Source organism: Pseudoduganella flava, from assembly GCF_007830495.1.
In the GTDB taxonomy this organism is placed as follows: Bacteria; Pseudomonadota; Gammaproteobacteria; order Burkholderiales; family Burkholderiaceae_D; genus Rugamonas; species Rugamonas flava.
Map to the genome: position 1 here is coordinate 261,160 of NZ_VLKW01000005.1, position 20,462 is coordinate 281,621.

Annotated in this window: 18 protein-coding genes; 11 read left to right on the plus strand and 7 right to left on the minus strand. The window is 69.9% G+C overall.

Annotation, left to right across the window (positions count from 1 at the left end; all coding sequences use genetic code 11):
• Positions 1 to 161 precede the first annotated feature (161 nt).
• From IP92_RS15155 to IP92_RS15195, 10 genes are read left to right on the plus strand one after another with little or no spacing between them, the layout of a single operon-like run.
• Complete coding sequence (locus IP92_RS15155; protein WP_145876306.1) at positions 162 to 1,064, plus strand: EboA domain-containing protein; 903 nt, start codon at positions 162 to 164, stop codon at positions 1,062 to 1,064.
• 18 nt (positions 1,065 to 1,082) lie between these two features.
• Entirely contained in the window at positions 1,083 to 1,979 is an 897-nt protein-coding gene (locus tag IP92_RS15160) for a TatD family hydrolase (protein ID WP_145876308.1), read from the plus strand.
• Between the two features lie 21 nt (positions 1,980 to 2,000).
• Positions 2,001 to 3,188 carry a 3-dehydroquinate synthase gene (locus IP92_RS15165; RefSeq protein ID WP_145876310.1) on the plus strand — a complete coding sequence of 396 codons (1,188 nt, stop codon included), beginning with the start codon at positions 2,001 to 2,003 and terminating at the stop codon, positions 3,186 to 3,188.
• The gene (gene eboE / locus IP92_RS15170) at positions 3,185 to 4,372 is read left to right on the plus strand and encodes a metabolite traffic protein EboE (RefSeq protein WP_158206645.1); all 1,188 of its coding nucleotides are present in this window, start codon (positions 3,185 to 3,187) and stop codon (positions 4,370 to 4,372) included. Before IP92_RS15165 ends, eboE begins: the two co-directional genes overlap by 4 nt.
• Positions 4,350 to 5,714, plus strand: coding sequence for an alkaline phosphatase family protein (locus IP92_RS15175; RefSeq protein WP_145876312.1), 1,365 nt, complete (start codon positions 4,350 to 4,352; stop codon positions 5,712 to 5,714). Before eboE ends, IP92_RS15175 begins: the two co-directional genes overlap by 23 nt.
• On the plus strand, positions 5,711 to 6,436 hold the full coding sequence (locus IP92_RS15180) for a UbiA family prenyltransferase (RefSeq protein WP_158206646.1): 726 nt from the start codon (positions 5,711 to 5,713) through the stop codon (positions 6,434 to 6,436). Before IP92_RS15175 ends, IP92_RS15180 begins: the two co-directional genes overlap by 4 nt.
• Before the next feature lie 35 nt (positions 6,437 to 6,471).
• On the plus strand, positions 6,472 to 6,690 hold the full coding sequence (locus IP92_RS15185; protein WP_145876315.1) for a hypothetical protein: 219 nt from the start codon (positions 6,472 to 6,474) through the stop codon (positions 6,688 to 6,690).
• 45 nt (positions 6,691 to 6,735) lie between these two features.
• Positions 6,736 to 7,233 carry a VOC family protein gene (locus IP92_RS15190; RefSeq protein ID WP_145876317.1) on the plus strand — a complete coding sequence of 166 codons (498 nt, stop codon included), beginning with the start codon at positions 6,736 to 6,738 and terminating at the stop codon, positions 7,231 to 7,233.
• A gap of 37 nt (positions 7,234 to 7,270) precedes the next feature.
• Positions 7,271 to 9,136, plus strand: coding sequence for a hypothetical protein (locus IP92_RS29910; RefSeq protein ID WP_158206647.1), 1,866 nt, complete (start codon positions 7,271 to 7,273; stop codon positions 9,134 to 9,136).
• A gap of 22 nt (positions 9,137 to 9,158) precedes the next feature.
• Positions 9,159 to 10,244, plus strand: a complete 1,086-nt coding sequence (locus tag IP92_RS15195) for a ferritin-like domain-containing protein (RefSeq protein ID WP_158206648.1) — start codon at positions 9,159 to 9,161, stop codon at positions 10,242 to 10,244.
• A gap of 1 nt (position 10,245) precedes the next feature.
• On the opposite strand, the gene IP92_RS15200 is transcribed toward IP92_RS15195, so the two are convergent.
• Genes IP92_RS15200 through IP92_RS15210 form a run of 3 tightly spaced genes read right to left on the minus strand, consistent with a single transcriptional unit; the run spans position 10,246 to position 15,493 of the window.
• Positions 10,246 to 11,493, minus strand: coding sequence for a TIGR03862 family flavoprotein (locus tag IP92_RS15200; RefSeq protein WP_145876321.1), 1,248 nt, complete (start codon positions 11,491 to 11,493; stop codon positions 10,246 to 10,248).
• Positions 11,494 to 11,521: 28 nt separating this feature from the next.
• Entirely contained in the window at positions 11,522 to 14,638 is a 3,117-nt protein-coding gene (locus IP92_RS15205; RefSeq protein ID WP_158206649.1) for an EAL domain-containing protein, read from the minus strand.
• A gap of 18 nt (positions 14,639 to 14,656) precedes the next feature.
• Positions 14,657 to 15,493: a phosphate ABC transporter substrate-binding protein gene (locus tag IP92_RS15210; RefSeq protein ID WP_145876325.1), complete on the minus strand. Its 837-nt coding sequence runs from the start codon at positions 15,491 to 15,493 to the stop codon at positions 14,657 to 14,659.
• 220 nt (positions 15,494 to 15,713) lie between these two features.
• Between IP92_RS15210 and IP92_RS15215 the strand changes: the two genes are divergently transcribed.
• On the plus strand, positions 15,714 to 15,926 hold the full coding sequence (locus IP92_RS15215; protein ID WP_145876327.1) for a hypothetical protein: 213 nt from the start codon (positions 15,714 to 15,716) through the stop codon (positions 15,924 to 15,926).
• A gap of 5 nt (positions 15,927 to 15,931) precedes the next feature.
• Here the strand turns inward: IP92_RS15215 and moaD are convergent, their stop codons facing one another.
• The 4 genes from moaD to IP92_RS15235 form a co-directional block, all read right to left on the minus strand.
• A complete protein-coding gene (gene moaD, locus IP92_RS15220) occupies positions 15,932 to 16,189 on the minus strand; it encodes a molybdopterin converting factor subunit 1 (RefSeq protein WP_199271874.1) in 258 nt (85 codons plus the stop codon).
• Position 16,190: 1 nt separating this feature from the next.
• Complete coding sequence (locus IP92_RS15225) at positions 16,191 to 17,381, minus strand: molybdopterin molybdotransferase MoeA (protein WP_371860941.1); 1,191 nt, start codon at positions 17,379 to 17,381, stop codon at positions 16,191 to 16,193.
• 22 nt (positions 17,382 to 17,403) lie between these two features.
• The gene (gene thrC, locus IP92_RS15230) at positions 17,404 to 18,891 is read right to left on the minus strand and encodes a threonine synthase (protein WP_145876333.1); all 1,488 of its coding nucleotides are present in this window, start codon (positions 18,889 to 18,891) and stop codon (positions 17,404 to 17,406) included.
• 158 nt (positions 18,892 to 19,049) lie between these two features.
• Positions 19,050 to 20,441: an L-serine ammonia-lyase gene (locus IP92_RS15235; RefSeq protein WP_145876335.1), complete on the minus strand. Its 1,392-nt coding sequence runs from the start codon at positions 20,439 to 20,441 to the stop codon at positions 19,050 to 19,052.
• Positions 20,442 to 20,462 lie beyond the last annotated feature (21 nt).

Genomic DNA, 20,462 nt, shown 5'->3' on the forward strand with positions numbered 1-20,462 from the left:
GGCCCCTGCCCGCCGCACCGCCCGGCCCATAGCCGGACACGCCTCGCGGCGCACCCGCCGCTCCATCACCGCGTTCGCTGACGGTTGCCCGCGCAACCGCCGGGAGTACGCACGCCGTTTCACCCAGCCGCCGCGGCTCAGCGGCAAACGGAAGGCCGGCCATGACCACGACACCCGCGACCCCGCTGGAACCGCTGCTGAAAACGCTGCTCACCGCACGGCTCGCACCCGCTGCCCAGGCTTTCATCGCGGAGGGTACCGCCGAGCTGGCGCGCGCACCGGAACGGCTGCCGCGGCTGATCGCGCTGGCCAGCCGCGCCGTGCGCGCCGGCACGCCGCTTGCCTCTGACGACGGCGCGCTGGCGCAGGCACGCGCGCTGGGTTTCGATCCGGCCCGCTGGAGCACCCTCGAGACGGCGCGCATCGTGCTGGTGCTGCACTGCCAGGCCACTGGCGGCGACGCATTCGACCCGGCGTTCCTGCATTGCCTGCGCTATGCGGACCACGGCGAGCTGTGCGCACTGTATCGGAGCCTGCCGCTGCTGCCGGATGGCGAGCGTTTCGTCGTGCAGGCCGCCGAAGCGTGCCGCAGCAATATGCGCACGCTGTTCGAGGCTGTCGCCTGCGACTCGCCCTACCCGGCGCGCCATTTCGACAGCGTCGCCTGGAACCAGCTCGTGCTGAAGGCCGTGTTCATCGACGCACCGCTGTGGCGTGTGCACGGCCTGGACGACCGGCTGTCGCCGGAGCTGGCGCGCATGGCCCTCGATTTCGCGGACGAGCGCAAGAGCGCCGGCCGGCCCGTGCCGCCGCAGCTGTGGCTGTGCCTGGGGCCGCACGGCGGCGCCCGTGCGTTGCTCGCGCTGTCGCATGAACTCGATGGCGCCGTGCCGCTGAACCGCGCCGCCGCGCTGTTCGCGCTGGTGCGGGCCGGCGCACGCGAGCATGCCGCCGCGTGGCGCGACGGTTCCCGCGACCTGGCCCTCGAGGCGGGTGCCGTATTGCGTCAGCAGGACTTCAGCCACGCGGCATTCGGCCGCCTCTTTGCCCACCACGCAGCTTAGCCCCATGAGGATCGCACCATGAAATTCTTCGACCCGCACATCCACATCTCGTCGCGCACGACGGACGACCTGCAGGCGATGGCCGCCGCCGGCATCCGTGCCGTCATCGAACCGGCGTTCTGGCTGGGGCAGCCGCGCACCAGCGTCGGCAGCTTCATCGATTATTTTTCCAGCCTGGTGGGCTGGGAGCGCTTTCGCTGCGCGCAGTTCGGCATCGCCCACTACTGCGCCATCGGCCTCAATTCGAAGGAAGCCAACAACGTGCGGCTGGCGCAGGAGGTGCTGGAAGTGCTGCCCGACTTCGCGCTGAAGGAAGGCGTCGTGGCGATCGGCGAGATCGGCTTCGACGAGATCACCCCGGCAGAGGAAGACGCGTACCGCCGCCAGCTGGAGATCGCCCGCGAGTACGACCTCGTCGTGATGGTGCACACGCCGCACCGGGACAAGAAGGCCGGCACCATCCGCTCGATCGACATCGCGCGCGAGCACGGCATCCCGATGCACAAGCTCGTGATCGATCACAACAACGAGGAGACCGTCCGCGCCGTGCTCGAGACGGGCGCCTGGGCCGCGTTCACGATCTATCCGCACACGAAGATGGGGTCGGAGCGGATGGTCGAGGTGGTGCGGCAGTACGGGCCGGAGCGCATCATCGTCGACAGCTCGGCCGACTGGGGCGTCAGCGATCCGCTGTCGGTGCCGAAGACGGCGCACCTGATGCGCGAACGGGGCATCGATGCGGACGCGATCGCGCTGACGACGTGGGGCAACGCGCTGGCCGCGTACGGCCAGTCCGGCCAGATCGACGCCGATGCGCTGGCCCGCCCCGCCGCCATCGACCAGCGCCAGACGTACGCCGACAACTCGGTGCTGCGCGGCCAGCCGCCGCGCGTCGACGCCCCCGTTCCCAACTGACTTTCCGCCGATGGAGCCGCGATGCTCGAATACCGCATAGACCAGCAGTTCGAGGTGCGCTACGACTACCCCGTGTGCTTCACGCGCGACGCCTTCGCGCCAGGCAATCCGGTATTGGCCGACCTGCTGCGCCCGCCTTCGGGAGGCCGGGCGCGCCTGCTGGTTGCCGTCGACGACGGGGTCGCCAACGCGCTGCCCGGCCTGTGCGACGCGATCGAGGCCTATGCCGAAACCCATGCGGAGACGGTGGAACTGGCCTGCCCGCCCTGGGCCGTGCGCGGCGGCGAGGCCGCAAAGAATGCGGGCGCCGACGTCGATGCGTTCTACCGGCGCGTGGTGCGCTTTGGCGTGTGCCGGCACAGCTATGTGGCCGTGATCGGCGGCGGCGCCGTGCTCGATGCGATCGGCTACGCGGCCGCCACGGCACACCGCGGCATCCGCCTGGTGCGCATGCCGTCGACGGTACTGGGGCAGAACGATGCGGGCGTCGGCGTGAAGAACGCCGTCAACTGGATGGGCCGCAAGAATTTCCTCGGCACGTTCGTGCCGCCGTTCGCCGTCGTCAACGACTTCGCGCTGCTGGCCAGCGGCCCGGCCGCAGACCGGCGCGCCGGCATCGCCGAAGCGGTCAAGGTGGCGCTGATTCGCGACGCGGCGTTCTTTGCCCGGCTGCTGCGCGAGCGCCATGCATTGGCGGACCTGCAGCCGCACGCGCTGGAGCCGATGATCGTGCGCTGCGCCGAACTGCACCTGGCGCAGATCCGCTGCGGCGGCGATCCCTTCGAACGGGGCAGTGCGCGGCCGCTCGATTTCGGCCACTGGTCGGCGCACAGCCTGGAGGAGTTGTCCGGCCACCGGCTGCGCCATGGCGAGGCGGTGGCGATCGGCATCGCACTCGACACGCTGTACTCGCGCCGCGTCGGCCTGCTCGGTGCCGCCGACGCGCAGCAGGTGCTGGCATTGCTGGCCGATCTCGGCTTCGTGCTGTCCGACCCGGCCCTCGCCCGCCTGGACATCGCCGGCGCGCTGGCCGCGTTCCGCGAGCACTTGGGCGGCGCGCTGTGCATCACGTTGCTCGCCGGGATCGGCCGCGGCGTCGAGGTCGACACGATCGACACGCAAGCGATGGCCGATTGCGTGCGCATGCTGGCGGACTGGCATCCGCGCCGGGCCGGCGTCGCACCGGTGCCTGCCGGGGCGCTGTCATGACGCCGACGTACCGCACCCTGACGGACCGCACCCTGACGGACCGCACCCTGACGGACCGCACGCTGACGTTCCGCACCCTTACCTACTGCACCAACATCCATCCCGGCGAAGGATGGGCGGACGTGCTGGACAACCTGGAGCGGCACGCGCTGGCCGTCAAGGCGGCGTTCGCGCCGGATGCCGATTTCCCGCTGGGCCTGCGCCTGTCCGGCCAGGCGGCCGCGGAACTCGATGCCGGCCGCGTCGCCGCGTTCCGCGACTGGTGCGCGGAGCACGGCTGCCATGTGGCGACGATCAACGGCTTCCCGTACGGGCCGTTCCACGGCCAGGCGATCAAGGAAGCCGTCTACCAGCCCGACTGGCGCATGCCGCAGCGCGCGGCCTACACGTGCCGGCTGGCCGACATCGCCGCGCAGTGGTGTCCACACGCCGGCACGATGTCCATTTCAACGGTGCCGATCGCATTCCGGGCCGGCTTCGACGAGAGCGACTGGCCGCTCGTGCGCAGCAACCTCGTCGACGCATTGACGCACCTGGCGCGGCTGCGCGACGCCGGCCACGCGATGATCACGCTGGCGCTGGAACCGGAACCGTACTGCGTGCTGGAACGCACCGACGAAGTGCTGGACTGCTTCGACCGGCTGCGGCTGCCGCCGTCGCTGGCACCGTTCCTTGGCATCTGCCTGGACGCCTGTCACCAGGCCGTGCAATTCGAAACGCCGGCCGATTGCCTCGGCATGCTGGCCGGCGCCGGCGTGCCGCTGCTGCGCGTGCAGGTGTCGTCGGCCCTGCGCGCACGGGGTGCCGCGATCGCCCGGCTGCGCCGCTTCGACGAGCCCACCTACCTGCACCAGGCCGTGCTGCGCACGGCGGCCGGGCGCATGGAGCGCTATGCCGACCTGCCGCAGCTGCTCGCCACCGGCGCGGGGCGCGGCTCGGACGACGAATGCCGGGTGCACTTCCACGTTCCGATCTTCCTGGCCGAGATCGACGGCCTCGGCACGACGCGCGACTTCCTCGAAGCCTTGCTGCCGCGCGTGCCGGCCGCCGTGCCGCTGGAAGTGGAGACCTACAGCTTCGGCGTGCTGCCGGCGGCGCTGCGCGCGGAACCGCTGGCCGCCTCGATCGTCCGTGAACTGACCTGGGTAAAGGAGCTGCTCGATGCAACGCACCGCCGTGATTGACGTCGTGGGCCTGACGCGCCGGCTGCTGGACGCCGGCATGCCGCGCCTCGCCGCCTTTGCCCGCGATACCGCCACGATCGAAGCCGTGCTGCCGGCCGTGACGTGCTCCGTGCAGACGACCTACCTGACGGGGCGGCTGCCGACGGAGCATGGCATCGTCGGCAACGGCTGGTACTTCCGCGAGCTCGATCATGTGTGGCTCTGGCGGCAGAGCAACCGGCTGGTGCAGTCGCCCCGCCTGTGGGACCAGGCACGCGCGCGCAACGGCGCGTTCACGTGCGCGAACACGTTCTGGTGGTATGCGATGGCGACGACGGCCGACATCACACTGACGCCCCGTCCCCTGTACTGCGCGGACGGCCTGAAGCTGCCGGACTTCTACACGCAGCCGGCGGCGCTGCGCACCCGCCTGAAGGACAGCCTCGGCCAGTTCCCGCTCTTTGAATTCTGGGGCCCGCGCACCAGCATCCGCTCCAGCGCGTGGATCGCCCGTGCGGCGCGCGACGTCGAGGAACAGTATGCGCCGACGCTGCAGCTGGTGTACCTGCCGCACCTGGATTATTGCCTGCAGCGGCAAGGCCCGGATGGCGACATCGCCGGCGACCTGCGCCAGATCGACGACGTCTGCGCCGACCTGATCGACTACTTCCAGGCGCGCGGCGTCGCCGTCGTGCTGCTGTCCGAGTACGGCATCGTGCCCGTCGCCCACCCCATCCACATCAACCGCGTGCTGCGCGCCGCGGGCCTCCTGGCGATCAAGCAGGACCTGGGCCGCGACTACCTGGACCCCGGCGCGTCGCAGGCGTTCGCCGTGGCGGACCACCAGGTCGCCCACGTGTACGTGCGCGACGCCGGCGCGCTGCCCACCGTGCGCAGGCTGTGCGCCGCCGTGCCGGGCGTGGCCGACGTGCTGGACGGCGCCGGCAAGCGTGCCGCGGGCCTCGACCACGAACGGGCGGGCGAGCTGGTACTCCTGGCCGAGCCGAGCAGCTGGTTCACCTACTACTTCTGGGAAGAGGATGCGCGTGCGCCGGACTATGCCCGCACCGTCGACATCCACAACAAGCCCGGCTACGACCCGGCCGAGCTGTTCGTCGACCCGGCGATCCGCTTCCCCGCGATGAAGGCCGCGCTGATATTGGCCAGGAAGAAGCTGGGAATGCGCTACAAGATGGACCTGATCCCGCTCGATGCGGGGCTCGTGAAAGGATCGCATGGCGTGGCGCCGCGCGATCCGCTCGATGCGCCCGTGCTGGCCAGTTCCCGCCCGCAGCTGATCCCCGCCCCGACCGTCCGCGCCACGGACGTATGCGGCCTGCTGCTCGACCACGTGTTCCAATGATGCCCGCCCTCGCCCCCGTGCTGGCGCTGTGCCGGGTCAGCAACCTGCCCACCGTGTGGATGAACGTGCTGACGGCCGCGCTGCTGTGCGGCTGGCCGCTGGCCACCCCGCAAGGGGCGGCGCCGGTGCTGCTGCTGATGGTGTCGCTGTCGTGCTTCTACTGCGGCGGCATGGCGCTGAACGACCTGTGCGACCGCACGCACGACGCGCTGCACCAGCCGTTCCGGCCGATCCCGGCGGGCCGCATCGGCATCAGGCAGGCATGGGGCACGACGTTCCTGCTGTTCGGGCTCGCGCTGGCGGCGCTGCTGGCGATGCCGTCCGCCGCGGGGCTTGGCGCCGGCATCGCACTGCTTGCCGTGATCTGCGCCTATGACTACCTGCACAAGGCCCATGCCGCATCGGTGCTGCTGATGGCATGCGCGCGGCTGCTGGTCTACGTCGTCACGGCCGCCGCGCTGACGGGCACCGTGGCCGAGCCGGTGTGGCTGGCCGCGTCGGTCCAGGCAGCCTATGTACTGGCATTGACGGCCGTCGCCCGCGGCGAGCACCGCATGCCGGGTGGGCGCTACCGCTGGCCAGTGGTGCCGTGGCTGATCGCGCTGATGCCGCTGGTGGACGGTGCCCTGGCCGCATGGTGGGCCGGCCTGCCCTGGCTGGCGGCCGGCGTGCTGGGCACCGTGCTGACCCGGCTCGGCCAGCGCCGCGTGCGCGGCGACTGATTCCCTACCACCGCAGTCAACCGACAGGAGACGACATGACGCCACCCGATCCGGGCACGGTCAGCCTCACCTCGACCTGGTTCCTCCGCCCCGGCAGCGAACAGGAAGCGCTGCGTGCGCTCGCGCAGCTGGCCGACGAGGTGTACGCGCAGGAACCCGCCACCCTCGTGTACTGCATCCACGTGCCGTTCACCGGCGACGCGCGCCTGCAGGCGCTGCCGCCGCCGGCGCCGACGACGGTGCTGTTCTTCTAGGAGTACCGCGACGCCGACGCATTCCTCGCGCACCTGCACGGGCCCGTGTTCAAGGGATTCGTCGAACAGCATGGCGCGCTGTTCGCGGGCACGGCCGGCAAACCGTTCATGACGGCCACGTTCCTGGCCCGGCATGCCGGCTTCGTGCGCGGCCTGCACGCGGCACCGGCGCAGGCGACGGCCAACCGCCACCCGTGCGGCATGTTCGAGATCATCGCGCGCGACCAGGACAGGCTGGCGGCCTTCTACCACAAGGTGTTCGGCTGGCAGTACGAGCGCGGCACCACGGGCTTCGCCTATGTGCACTTCGCGGTTCCCGGCGCGGCGGCACTGGGCGGCATCGGCCAGGCCGATCCGGCGATCCCCGGCTATGCGGCAGGGTCGAGCTTCTATTTGCTGGTCGACGACCTGCCGGGCACGATCGCGGCCGCCGCCGCGGCTGGCGGGCGCTGCACGATGCCGCCGGCCGCCGCCGACGGCTACGAGTTCGCGATGATCGCCGATCCGGAAGACAACGTCATCGGTTTGTTAAAAGCCCCATGACAGGCACCACGCCAACACCACCACCAGGGAGGGTCCCATGAGTTACCTGCATCCGCTGCGCCTGCATTTCGCCGGCAAGTTCCAGGCGAACGTCTCGACCGTCAACAACGATCCCGGTCACTTCAACAACGCCACCTTCGACGCGAGCTACCAGAAACTGAAGGGCAGCGCGCTGAACGGCTGGTGGAATCCGCAGGGCGATGCGAGCTGGCGTCTGCTGGGCTGCCGCGTGACGTCCGCCTGGGGCGACACCGGCCCCGTCGATGCGGGCGATCCGATCCTCGCATTCACGGTGGCCGATTCCGACACGCGGGTCAGTGCCAAGCTGGCCGACCTCGACAGCGAACAGCAGATGGTGTCGCAGATCTGGGGGCTGCAGGTGCGCCTGGTCGACCAGCACGGCAACACGCTGCTGCGCGCGAACTACCAGCCGGCCGCGTTCACGGACATCTGGAACCGCGCGCAAGTGGGCGGCGGCGACATGGTGGCGTGCGCCGCCTACCTGTCCGTGCTGACCGACCTCGAATGGGGCGACATCGCGGCCTCGCCCTTCCTGCGCCATCTGCGCGAAGCGTGCGCCGGCACGGGCAAGTTGTCGATCATGTTCAACCTGGACGGCTACTCGATGGATTACACGTCCCCCGACTTCACGTGCGGCCGCATCGCCGGCACCATCGGGCCATTGCTGCCGGACGAGCCGGATCACGTGCTGCTCGGGCGCCACCTGATCGCCACCCCGCTGCCCGGCTCGGGCGGCTTCTTCATTCCCACCGGCCAGCTCAATCACTGCGGCGCCGTGCTGCACGACGCCGCGCGCTGCCTGCTGCTGGACCTGGGCAACGCGCTGCCGACGGTGACAGTGGGCGGCGTGCCGGTCGACCTGGGCGACCTGACAGTGAGCGCATCCGGCAGCGGCGGCAACGCGACCGTACTCGGCAAGATTCCCGCGCAGGGCCCGGACGGCTACCTGGAGCCCGGCTGGTACGCGCGCACAGCGGGCGTCGTCAGCCTGCCGCTGGACGACGCGCAGCTGGCCGCGGCCGTCGCCGCGCCGCTGGCGATCGCCGGCGCGCCCCAGGCCGCGCAACCGGTGTACCTTGCCGAGCCGCCGAGCGGCGCCTACGTGCGCGCCGACCAGTTCGTGTTCCGGCTGAGCCCCGGCGAGAAAGCCAGCATCCCCGTGCGGGCGATGCGCTGGGGCCGCCCGCTGCCGGACACGGAAATCGCGTTGTTCGCCGACCCGTCGCAACTGCAGCCGTCGAACAGCATCAACCAGTCGGACGTGCCGCCGGTCGGCGTGCCGGCCGAAGCGATCCCGTTCAACCGCCGGGCCACGACGGACGCGCAAGGCATCGCGCTGATCGAGATGACGCCGGGCGACCCCGGCACGCCGCGCTACTTCAACGGCGGCACTAGCTACGGCATCGACGGCCAAGTGTACGGCATCCGACCGCTGTTCGCCGACCCGGCCTTGCAGGGCCCGATGAACCAGTGGGACTTCGTCAGCATCCTGCTGTGGAGCGGCTTCGCGCCGGCGCAGCCGGTCACCTGGGATACGCTGCAGCCGATCTTCCAGCAGTACGCCAACCTGTACCCGGTGATGAACCGCTTCCTGGACATGGGCGACTACGACCAGGTGGTGGCGAACGCCGATCTGCTCAAGCTCGCGTTCGGGCTCGATCCGGCCAATCCGAATGCGATGCCGGCCACCCGCGACCTGTCGCCGACGAAGCGCCAGGTCATCCTGCAGTGGCTGGCCGACCCGCGGCGCGGCACCGGCACGCCGGCATTTCGGCCGCAGGGCCCCGCCGTGGACGACCAGGCGGGCGCCGCGCAGCCGATGCTCAAGGGCGGCAAGGCCGCCGCCGCCGCGCGCCGGCTCGTCGTGCGCCAGATGCAATGACACCCGACCCCGAGGAGCAGCCATGATCCGCCTGAAACGATCCGTCCTGAACCGCCTGGACCCGCAATCGCCGACCGTCGATGCCGTCTGCGCCACGCTGCAGTCGGCCATCGAACTGGAACACGCGACGATCCCCGTCTACCTGTATGCCCTCTATTCGCTGGACGCACACAAGAACGCGGCGATTGCCGGCATCATCCAGTCCGTCGTCATCGAGGAGATGCTGCACATGGTGCTGGCAGCTAATGTGCTCAATGCGCTGGGCGGCACGCCCGTCGTCGATACGCCGGACTTCATTCCCCGCTTCCCCGGCCCGCTGCCCGGTGACGTCGACAGCGAGCTGACCGTGCACCTGCGGCCATTCTCGACGGAGCAGCTGGATTTGTTCCTCGACATCGAGGAGCCGGAACATCCGATCAACTACAAGACCTTCCGGAGCGCCGCGCTGCCGGAAGGCCCCGTCACGATCGGCCAGTTCTACGGCACCATCATCGAAGCGCTGGGCAACCTGCCGGCCGGATCGTTCGCGAATCCGCCACGCCATCAGGTCGGGCCGGACCTGATGCGCGAGGCGGTGATCGTCACCGACCTCGCGTCCGCGCAGGAGGCGCTCAGGCGCATCGTCGAACAGGGCGAAGGGACCAGCCGCTCGCCGCTCGAAGGCGACGGCGGCGGCATCGCGCACTATTACCGCTTCATGCAGATCAAGAAAGGCAAGGCGCTGATCGCGACGCCGGGCGTCGGCCCCGTCGACGAGCAATACGCCTATGGCGGCGCTGCCGTGCCGTTCGACGACACCGGCGTCTTTCCGGCGCCGGCCGATCCGCTCGCCGCGAACTATCCGGCGGGCGGCGTGGCGCGCTTCCAGTGCGACCGCTTCAACTATTCGTACACGGCGCTGCTCAAATCGCTGCACGCGCTGCTGGGCGGCGACGGCACCGGGGACAGGATGAAGGGGGCGATCGGCCTCATGATGTCGCTGAAATCGCAGGCCAAGGCGATGATGGCGGCCATCCCCAACCCTGCATTCCACACCGGCCCCAGCTTCGAGTACCTGGACGCGGCGCCCGTGGAAAGGCCGCGCGGGACGGCGGCCCGCGCGGGATGACTCAGTCGCCGGCCAGCCAGCGCGCCACGTCCTCGCCCGCCGCGGCACCGCCGGCCAGGCAGGCCGTCAGCAGGTAACCGCCGGTGGGCGCTTCCCAGTCCACCATCTCGCCGGCGACGAACACGCCGGGCAGCGCTTGCAGCATCGTGGGCAAGCGCGCATCGAGCGCGTCGAAGCGCACGCCGCCGGCGCTGCTGATCGCCTCGTCGATCGGCCGCGGCGCGGCCAGCCGCAGCGGCAGCGCCTTCAGCGCGCGTGCCAGGGTGGCCGGGTCGGCGTACTGTTCGCGCGTCAGGCATTCGTGCAGCAGCCCCGCCTTGACGCCCTTGATGCTGAGCCGCCCCTGCAGGTGGCTCGCCAGCGAACGCGCGCCGCGCGGCCGCGTCACTTCGGCCAGTACGCGGTCGGCCGGCAGGTCCGGCAACAGATCCAGTTCGATGACGGCGCTGCCGTCGCGGGCGATTGCATCGCGCGCCGGGGCCGACAGCGCGTAAATCAGGCTGCCTTCGACCCCGGTCGCCGTCACGACGAACTGGCCCTGCCTGCGCACGCGCGCGCCGGCCCCATCGATCCACGTGGCCGCCACGGTCGTCAACGGCTGGCCCGCGTGACGGCTGGCGAAATGCTCGCTCCAGCCCACGTCGAAGCCGCAGTTCGACGGCACCAGCGGCGCCACCGGCACGCCCCGTTCGGCCAGCAGAGGCACCCAGGCGCCGTCCGAACCGAGCCGCGCCCAGCTCGCGCCACCGAGGGCCAGCACCGTGGCCGCCGGGCGGATCGCCAGTTCGCCGGCCGGCGCGGCAAAGCGCAGCGCGCCGTCCTGCCAGCCGGTCCAGCGGTGCCGCTGGTGGAACTGCACGCCGGCCTCGCGCAGCCGGTGCAGCCAGGCGCGCAGCAGCGGCGCTGCCTTCATCTCGGTGGGGAACACCCGGCCGGACGTGCCGACAAACGTCTCGATGCCCAGCCCATGCACCCAGGCGCGCACGGCGTCCGGACCGAACGCATCGAGCATCGGCCGCAGCACGCCGGTGCGGGCGCCGTAGCGGGTGACAAAGGTGTCGTAGGGTTCCGCATGCGTGATGTTCATGCCGCCGCGGCCGGCCAGCAGGAATTTGCGGCCGACGGACGGCATCGCGTCGTAGACGTGGACATCGAAGCGCCGCGTACGGGACAGCACTTCCGCGGCCATCAGGCCGGCGGGGCCGCCGCCGATCACGGCAACGAGGGGACGGGAAGCTGGGGTATTCATCGGGGCGGTATTGTAAAGCATCGCCCCATCACGCTCCCTCGTGATACAGGAACGCGTCGCGGATGTCGGCGCGCAGCGCCTGGTCGTCCCACGGCTTGTGCAGGAACTTGTAGATGGCGCCCTTGTTGACGCTTTCCGTCACCGTGGCCAGGTCCGAATAACCGGACAGCATGATGCGCACCGTGTCCGGATACAGGTCGCGCACGCGCGACAGGAATTCCGAGCCCGTCATCGCCGGCATGCGCTGGTCCGACACGATCACCTGCACCTTGCGGGTCGCCAGGATGTTCAGCGCTTCCGCCCCGCTGTTCGCCGTCAGGATGCGGTAGCCCTCGCGGCGCAGCAGGCGCTGCAGCGACGCCACGATGTTCGGTTCGTCGTCGACCAGCAGCACGGTGCGACGCTCGTCCTCGCGTGCCGGCAGCGGCGCGGCGCCCCGCTGCAGCAGGCGCCCCAGCTCGTCGGCCGGCATCGGCCGGGCGAAATGGAAGCCCTGCATCTGGTCGCAGTGCGACAGCCGCAGGTAGTTGGCCTGCCCTTCGGTCTCGACGCCTTCGGCGATCACCGTCAGCCGCAGGTTGTGCGCCAGCGCGATGATCGACTGGCAGATCGCGGCGTCGGCCGGGTCGGTCGTCAGGTTGCGCACGAACGACTGGTCGATCTTCAGGTGGTCGAACGGCAGCTCGCGCAGCCGCGACAGCGACGAGTGGCCGGTGCCGAAATCGTCCAGCGACAGCGTCACGCCGGTCGCCTTCAGCGCCTGCAGCCGCTGCGCCGCGTGCTCGATGTCGCGCATCACGGCCGACTCGACGATCTCCAGCTCGATGCAGGAAGCGGGCAGGCCGAATTCGTCCAGCGACTGGCGCACCAGGGCGGCCAGGTCCTGGTCGCGGAACTGGCTGGGCGACACGTTGACGGCGACGGCCAGCGACGGCAGGCCGGCATCGCGCCACGCCCGCTGCTGCCGGCACACTTCGCGCATCACCCACGTGCCCAGCGGCGCGATCAGGCCGCACATCTCGGCGACCGGGATGAATTCGCCCGGCGCCAGCAGGCCGCGCACCGGATGCTGCCAGCGCACCAGCGCCTCGGCGCCGACGATCGCGCCGCTGGCCAGGATCGCGCGCGGCTGGTAATGCACGCACAGCTCGCCGTTGGCCAGCGCCTGGCGCAAGTCCGCTTCCAGCGCGAACAGGTCGCTAATCCGTTCGTTCATCTCGGGCGCGTAGAAACCGAGCCGGTTGCCGCCCTGGGCGGCCGCGCTGCCCATCGCGGCGCCGGCCGCGCGCAGCAGGTCGGCCGCGTCCAGCCCATCCTTCGGCGACAGTGCGATGCCGATGCTGGCCGTCGTGCTCACCTCGCCGCGCGGCAGCGCCAGCGGCTTTTGCACGGCCGGCAGCAGCCGGCCGGCGAGCGCCAGCACGTCGCCGTCGCCGATCGGCACGACGATGGCCAGCTCGTTGCCGTGCAGGCGCGCGACGGTGGCGCCGGCCGGCAGCTCGGCCGTCAGCGCCGCGCCCACGTGGCGCAGCAGCAGGTTGCCCGCGTCCAGCCCTTCGCTGTCGACCAGTTGCCGCAGCCGGTCCAGGCCCACCACCAGCACGGCCACCGGGCGGGCGGCCTGCTGCACGCGCACGTCGAACAGCGCACGGCTGGGCAGGCCCGTGTCGCGGTCGAAGTTGGCCTGCTGTTCCAGCGCCAGTTCGGCGGCCTGGCGGCGCGCCGCCTCGCGCATGCTGCCGATACCGAAGCCCAGGTCGTCGGCCAGTTCGTGCAGCAGCGCCGCTTCCTGCGTCTCGACGCCAGCGGGATCACAGGCACGCAGGCGCAGCTCGCCCAGGTATTCGCCCCGGTAGCGGAGCGGCAGTGCGACACCGCTGTCGCCGCCGTACTCGCCCAGCGTCAAGTGCGCGTCGAGCCAGGCACCGTCGTCGGCGAACAGGCGTGCCAGCGCGGCCAGCAATTCTTCCTCGGACCCGGCCCGGCCCACGATCTCGTTACAGCGCGACAGCAGCCGCAGCATGCGGTTCAGGTTTTCCAGCTCGGCGGTGCGGGCATGGTCGCGCAGGCGGGCCTGCTGCAACTCGTGCGCCATCGCGTTCATCGCGCCGGACAGCGCGCCGAACTCGTGCCCGGCCGGCAGCGCCGGCAACCGCGCCGCCCAGTTGCCGGCAGCCAGTTCACCGGCCAGGTCGACGCTGGCATCGATCGAGCGGCGCACGCTGCGGGTGATCAGCCGCGCGATCAGCGCGCCGAGCAGCAAGGTCGCGATGCCGCCGCCGAACACGGCCAAGGTCATGTTCTGCTGCGCCGCGCCGACGGCGGCCCGGGTGTCGGCCAGCGCATCGTCCGACATCGTGCGCAGCTCGTTCAGCCGCGGTTCCATCCGGTTCACGGCCTGCAGGTAGTCGCCCGCCGTCGCGTCGATCCGGGCCGCCACGGCGCGGTACTCGCGAAACGCGGCGATGTACTCGGCCAGGTGCGGCCGGACCGCTTCGGCCCGATCGGCCGGCAGCGCCGCGAGGCCGGACTGCAGCCGCGCGCCCGCGTCGAACGTGGCGATCGCGTGGCGCTGCAAGCCGCGCAGCAGGAAGTTCTTTTCCTCGCGCCGCATCGTCAGCAGGTCGGCCATCAGCCGGTGCGATCCGCTGGCAGCCAGCGCCAGTTCGAGTTCGCGCGCGCTGGCCGTGAAGCGGCCCTGCAGACCGGTGCCGGCCCGCCCCAGCCGGCCGTACAGCTCGACGGTTTCCAGGAACCCTTGTACGTACTGCGCGGCCGCCCCGTCCACCTCGCGCGTGATGCGCGCCAGGTCCGGGCTGCCGCCCAGCACACGGATCGCGGCCATGTTCGCGCGCACCGTTTCGACCTGGTCGGTGACGAGCGTGGCGTAGCGGGAGCGCGCTTCGTCATACGGCAGCAGGCGCACCTTCAGCAGGAATTCCTTCTCGTAGCGGCGCGCCTTTTCCATTGCGGCCTGGCTGTTGACGGAGATGTCGCTGATGCGGTCCTCGCGGTCCAGGTAGCGGGCGAACGCCGCGCGCGAATGTTCGTGGCCCACCATCGCGGCCAGGTCGGCCAGCACCATCAGGCCGATCACGGCGCCGAAGCCGATTGCCAGCCTGGCGCGCAGGCTCAGGCGTTCCAACGGATATCCCATCACGCTTCAATCCAGGTAAGGCACGAACTCGAACGCAGCCACCACATCGTCGATCTGCGCAGGGCCGCAAAAATTGAAAAACGCACGCGCGGCGCCGCTCGGCGCGCCGCGGCTGACCAGCATCAGCGGGCGCGAGATCGGATAGTCGCCGCTGCGCACGTTCTTGCTGTTGGCCCAAATGTCCTCGACCGGCAAGAGCCGCAGCGGCGCGCCGGCCGTGATCGCCCGCTCCGCCTCGCCCATCGATACATAGGCGATCGCCGCCGGATCCTTGGCGACGATGCCCAGGCGGCCGCTGTTCGTCGGCCGCAGGTCGGCGCTGCGGATCCCGCCCGCCAGGCCCAGGTAGGCGCCGAACAGGCCCGTCGAACCCGCACCCGTCGGTCCGGCCACCACGTGGACCGGGCCGGCGTCGCCGCCGACCTGGCGCCAGTCGGTCGCCGATCCGCCGAACACGGCGGCCAGTTGCGCATGCGTCAATCGTGTGACGGGATTGGCCCGGTGGACGACGATGGCGACGCCGTCGCGCGCGATCGGCAGGCCGTACAGGTCGCGCTCATCGTCGTTCAGGCTGCGCGACACCATGCCGATCGTCGCTCGCCCCTGCCGCACGGCGGCGATGCCGGCCGCCGACCCGGTGGGCACGATCTCGATGGTCACTTCCGGATGGCGCTGCCGGAACCGGCGCGCCACCGCGGCGATCAGCGGCGCCATCGTCGTCGATCCTTCGATGACGAGCCGCTGCGCGGGCGCGGCGGCGCTGAACGAACGCTGGACGAGCAGCGGCACGCACAGCGCCAGCAACGCCAGCGCGGCGACGACGACTAAACGGACAGGGCGCATCGGCGGTCTCCCGGACACAAGAAACAGGGCAGCCGCGGGGTGGAGGCGACGGGAACGAGCGAGCCGGCGAGGACGTGGCCGGGCGTTTCAGTATAGCGTTGCTTGCCCTATTGAAACAATCCATTTGCCGTCAAATGCCGCCGGCGGGCGCGCGGTGTGGCGGATCGGCCGCACTGCGGCATACTGGCGGTCCCGACCAACGCAAGAGCAAGGAGACAAGATGGGTGCCGGATTCTGGATCAAACGTTATCTGCTCGCGGCGCTGCCGCTGTTTGCGATCCTGGCCATCATCGAATGGGCAAAGGGAAGTGCGCGGCCCATCGATTACGCCAGCGCGGCGATCTGGGCAGCCGTGGCGGCCGCCATCTTTGTCGGCGTCGCGTGGCGCCGCTACCGCAAGGCGCTGGCTGAGGCGGAAGCGCGCCGCCGCTAGGAGATTCAGCCGCCCGTCACGGGCGGGAAGAACGCCACCTCGGCGCCGTCGAGCAGCGGCGCACCGGCATCGCACATCTGCTGGTTGCAAGCCATCCGCAGCGCCCTGCCTTCGCCCAGCGCCTCGGCCCAGGCGCCGCCACGGGCGACGAGCAATGCGCGCAGCGCGCCGACGGTGGCCACGCCGGCCGGCACGTCGAGGCTCTCGACGGACGTGCCCAGTTGTTCGCGCACGCTGGCGAAGAATTTCAGGTTGATTCGCATATCAATACAACAATTCGGTAAACGGAATGAAGCGCACGGTGTCGCCGGGGCGGATCGCCTGGCCGGCCGGGTTGTCGATGAGGCCATCGCCCCACACGGTGGACGTCAGCACGCCCGAACCCTGGTTCGGGAACAGGTCGAGGCCACCGTTGGCATTCAGGCGGGCGCGCAGGAACTCGTTGCGGCGGTCGCCCTTCCAGTCGAAGTCGGCGCGCAGCGGGTACGCGAGCGCGTCGCGCGGCGTGGCGCCCTGCAGTTTCAGCAGGAACGGCCGCACGAACAGCAGGAACGTGACGAAGCTGGACACGGGGTTGCCCGGCAGGCCGATGAACGATGCGCTGCCGACGGCACCGAACGCCAGCGGCTTGCCCGGCTTGATCGCGATCTGCCACATCGCCAGCTGCCCTTCGGCTTCCACCGCCGGCTTCACGTGGTCTTCCTCGCCGACCGAGACGCCGCCCGACGTGATGATCAGGTCCGCATCCTGCGCCGCTGCGCGCAGCACGTTGCGGGTGGCATCCAGGCTGTCCGGCACGATGCCGAAGTCCGACACTTCGCAGCCCAGGTTTTCCAGCAGGCCGCGCAGCACGAAGCGGTTCGAGTTGTAGATACCGCCCGGCTCGAGCTGCTCGCCCGGCATCGTCAGCTCGTCGCCCGTGAAGAACACGGCCACGCGCACGCGGCGCAGCACCGGCACGTTGGCCAGGCCGACAGCGGCTGCGAGACCCAGTTCCTGCGCGCGCAGCCGCGTGCCGGCGGGCAGGATCACGCTGTCCTTGCGGATGTCCTCGCCGGCGCGGCGGATCCACTCGCCCTCCCGCGGCGTATGACGGATCGTGACGGTCGCGCCATCCGCTTCGCACTGTTCCTGCATCACGACGGCATCCGCGCCTGGCGGAATGAAGGCGCCCGTGAAGATGCGCGCGGCGGTGCCGGGCAGCAGAGGCTCGCCGACGTGGCCGGCCGGGATGCGCTGAGATATGGGCAGCGTGGCAGCGCCGCCGGCGCAATCGGCGGCGCGCACCGCGTAGCCGTCCATCTGCGTATTGTCCTGCGCGGGCACGTCCAGGTCGGACACGCAATCGACCGCCAGCACGCGGCCGTTGGCCTGCAGCGTGGGCACCGTCTCGATGTCCGTCACCGGGCGGCAGGCGGCCAGCAGGAAGTCCAGCGCCTCCTGCCGCGTCAGCATCGCTTTGCGCTCGCCCGCCATGTCACAGCCCCGTGTTGGCTGCAATATAGGCCTTCATCTTGTCGACGTCCGGCGGCATCACCGTGTATTTCTGCGGCAGCGCCTCGATATCCTCGAAGCCGGCCGGGCGTTCCGCATCGCGGCCCAGCGCTTCGCGGATCGTTTCGTTGAACTTGGCCGGCAGTGCCGTCTCCAGCACGATCATCGGCACGCCTTCCTCGATGCGCTCCTGGGCGACCTTGATGCCGTCGGCCGTGTGCGTGTCGACGACGATGCCGAAATCGCGCTCCACGGCGCGGATCGTCGCCAGGCGGTCGGCGTGCGTCGATTTACCGGACTGGAAGCCGTATTGGGCGACCTTGGCGAATTCGTCGCCGTCGCTGCCCGGTGCGCCGGACAGGTCGAAGCCGCCATCCGTCTCCACTTTCGTGAACAGCGCTTTCACGCGCGCCGGGTCGCGGCCCACCAGGTCGTACACGAAGCGCTCGAAGTTCGATGCCTTCGAGATGTCCATCGACGGGCTGCTGGTGTGGTATGTCTCGGCCGACTTGCGCACGCGGTAGATCCCGGTGCGGAAGAATTCGTCCAGCACGTCGTTCTCGTTGGTGGCCACCACCAGCTTGTCGATCGGCAGGCCCATCATGCGGGCGATGTGGCCGGCGCAGATATTGCCGAAGTTCCCCGACGGGACGGTGAACGACACCTTCTGGTCGTTCGACGTGGTAGCCGCCAGGTAGCCGCGGAAGTAGTAGACGACCTGCGCGACGACGCGGGCCCAGTTGATCGAATTGACGGTGCCGATCTTGTGGCGCGCCTTGTATTCGAGGTCGTTCGAGACGGCCTTGACCATGTCCTGGCAATCGTCGAACACGCCTTCGACGGCGATGTTGAAGATGTTCGGATCCTGCAGGCTGAACATCTGGGCCGTCTGGAACGCGCTCATCTTCTTGTGCGGCGACAGCATGAACACGCGGATGCCGCGCTTGCCACGCATCGCGTATTCGGCGGCGCTGCCCGTGTCGCCGGACGTGGCGCCGAAGATGTTCAGCTGCGCATCCTGCTTCGCCAATGCGTACTCGAACAGGTTGCCGAGCAATTGCATCGCCATGTCCTTGAACGCCAAGGTCGGGCCGTTCGACAGCGCCTGCAGGATCAGCTTCTTGCCGCCCTGGTCGGCCAGCACGCGCAGCGGCGTGATGTCGGCCGCGTTCTCGTCCTTCCGGGCATTCCGGTACACCTCGGGCGTGTACGTGCGACGCGCCAGGGCCTGCAGGTCCGCGGCCGGAATATCGGTGGCGAACTTCTTCAGGATCTCGACGGCGAGATCGGCATACGACAGCTTGCGCCAGGCGTCGAGCTCGGCCCCGGTCACTTGCGGGTACTCGGCCGGCAGGTACAGGCCGCCATCGGGGGCCAGGCCGCCCAGGAGAATGTTGGAAAACTGAGCGGAAAACTGCGCGGAAGAAGATGCTGCGGCCGACGCGTCGGCGCGGGTGGACACGTATTGCATATCGGGATTCAGAGTTGTGCGCTGCAAAAAGGAACCTAATTATAGTGCGGCCGCAGTTTCTTTGCGAAATTTGCCAGCTTTCTGAATTTTATGCTGTTGAACTCGTGTCACTGGTGCCTGGCAGCCGGACCATGGTCCGGCGGACACAGACTCATCCGTCAGCAGGCCGCGTGGTTGACCGTCACCACATGAATCGCCAGCCCGCCCAGCGACGTTTCCTTGTATTTCGCCTGCATATCGGCGCCCGTCTGGCGCATCGTTTCGATGACCTCGTCCAGGCTGACGAAGTGGGTGCCGTCGCCCTTCAGCGACAGCGACGCGGCCGTGATGGCCTTGACGGCGCCCATGCCGTTGCGTTCGATGCACGGGATCTGCACGAGGCCGCCGATCGGGTCGCACGTCATGCCCAGGTGGTGCTCGATGCCGATTTCGGCCGCGTTCTCGATCTGCGGGTTGCTGCCGCCCAGCGCCGCGACAAGGCCGGCCGCGGCCATCGCACAGGCCACGCCCACTTCGCCCTGGCAGCCGATCTCGGCGCCCGAGATCGACGCATTGCGCTTGCACAGCATGCCGATCGCGGCGGCCGTCAGCAGGAAGTCGCGCACGCCGGCGGTCGGGTCCAGCGGCTTGCAGTCTTCCGCATAGTATTTCAGCACGGCGGGGATGATGCCGGCCGCGCCGTTCGTCGGCGCCGTGACGACCCGCCCGCCCGCGGCGTTTTCCTCGTTGACGGCCATCGCGTACAGCGACACGCCATTCAGCGCATCGTGCGGCAGGTCGTTGGCGCGGTCGGCGCCCTGCGCCTGGCGCCACAACGTCGCCGCGCGGCGCTTCACGTTCAAGCCGCCCGGCAGCTGGCCCGCCGTCTCGAGGCCGTGGGCGATGCAGCTTTTCATCACGCGCCAGATGCGGTCCAGGCCCGCGTCCAGATGCTCCTCCGGCATGCGCGCCAGCTCGTTCGCCCGCAGCATCGCGGGGATCGACAGGCCGCTGCGTTCACCGTGCGCCAGCAGGTCGGCCATCGTGTCGAATGGGTATGGCACCGGGGTCGCCGGCGCTGCATTGCCGGCGACATCGCCGGAAGCACCCTCGCCTTCGGCCCGGATGAAACCGCCGCCGACCGAGTAATACACCTTGCGCACCTCCGAACCGTCGCTGCGGCGCAGGATGAAGCGCATGCCGTTCGGGTGCTCCGGCAGGTTCTCCGTCTTGTGGAACAGCAGGTGCTGCGCGCGCACGAACGGCACGGTTTTCGTGCCCAGCAGCGCGAGTTCGCCGCGCTCCCCGGCGGCGGCCAGCATCTGGTCGACCCGGTCCGGATCGACGTCCTGCGGCGTCTCGCCCATCAGGCCCAGGATCACCGCCTTGTCGGTGCCGTGGCCGACGCCCGTCAGCGCCAGCGAGCCATACAGCTCGGCCGTCACGCCGACCACGTCGTCCAGCGGGCCATTGTCGAGCAGGAAGCGGCGTGCCGCGACCATCGGGCCCACCGTGTGGGAACTGGAAGGGCCGATGCCGATCTTGAACAGGTCGAACACGCTCATGTCCATCGTTGACGTCTCCTCGTCTCT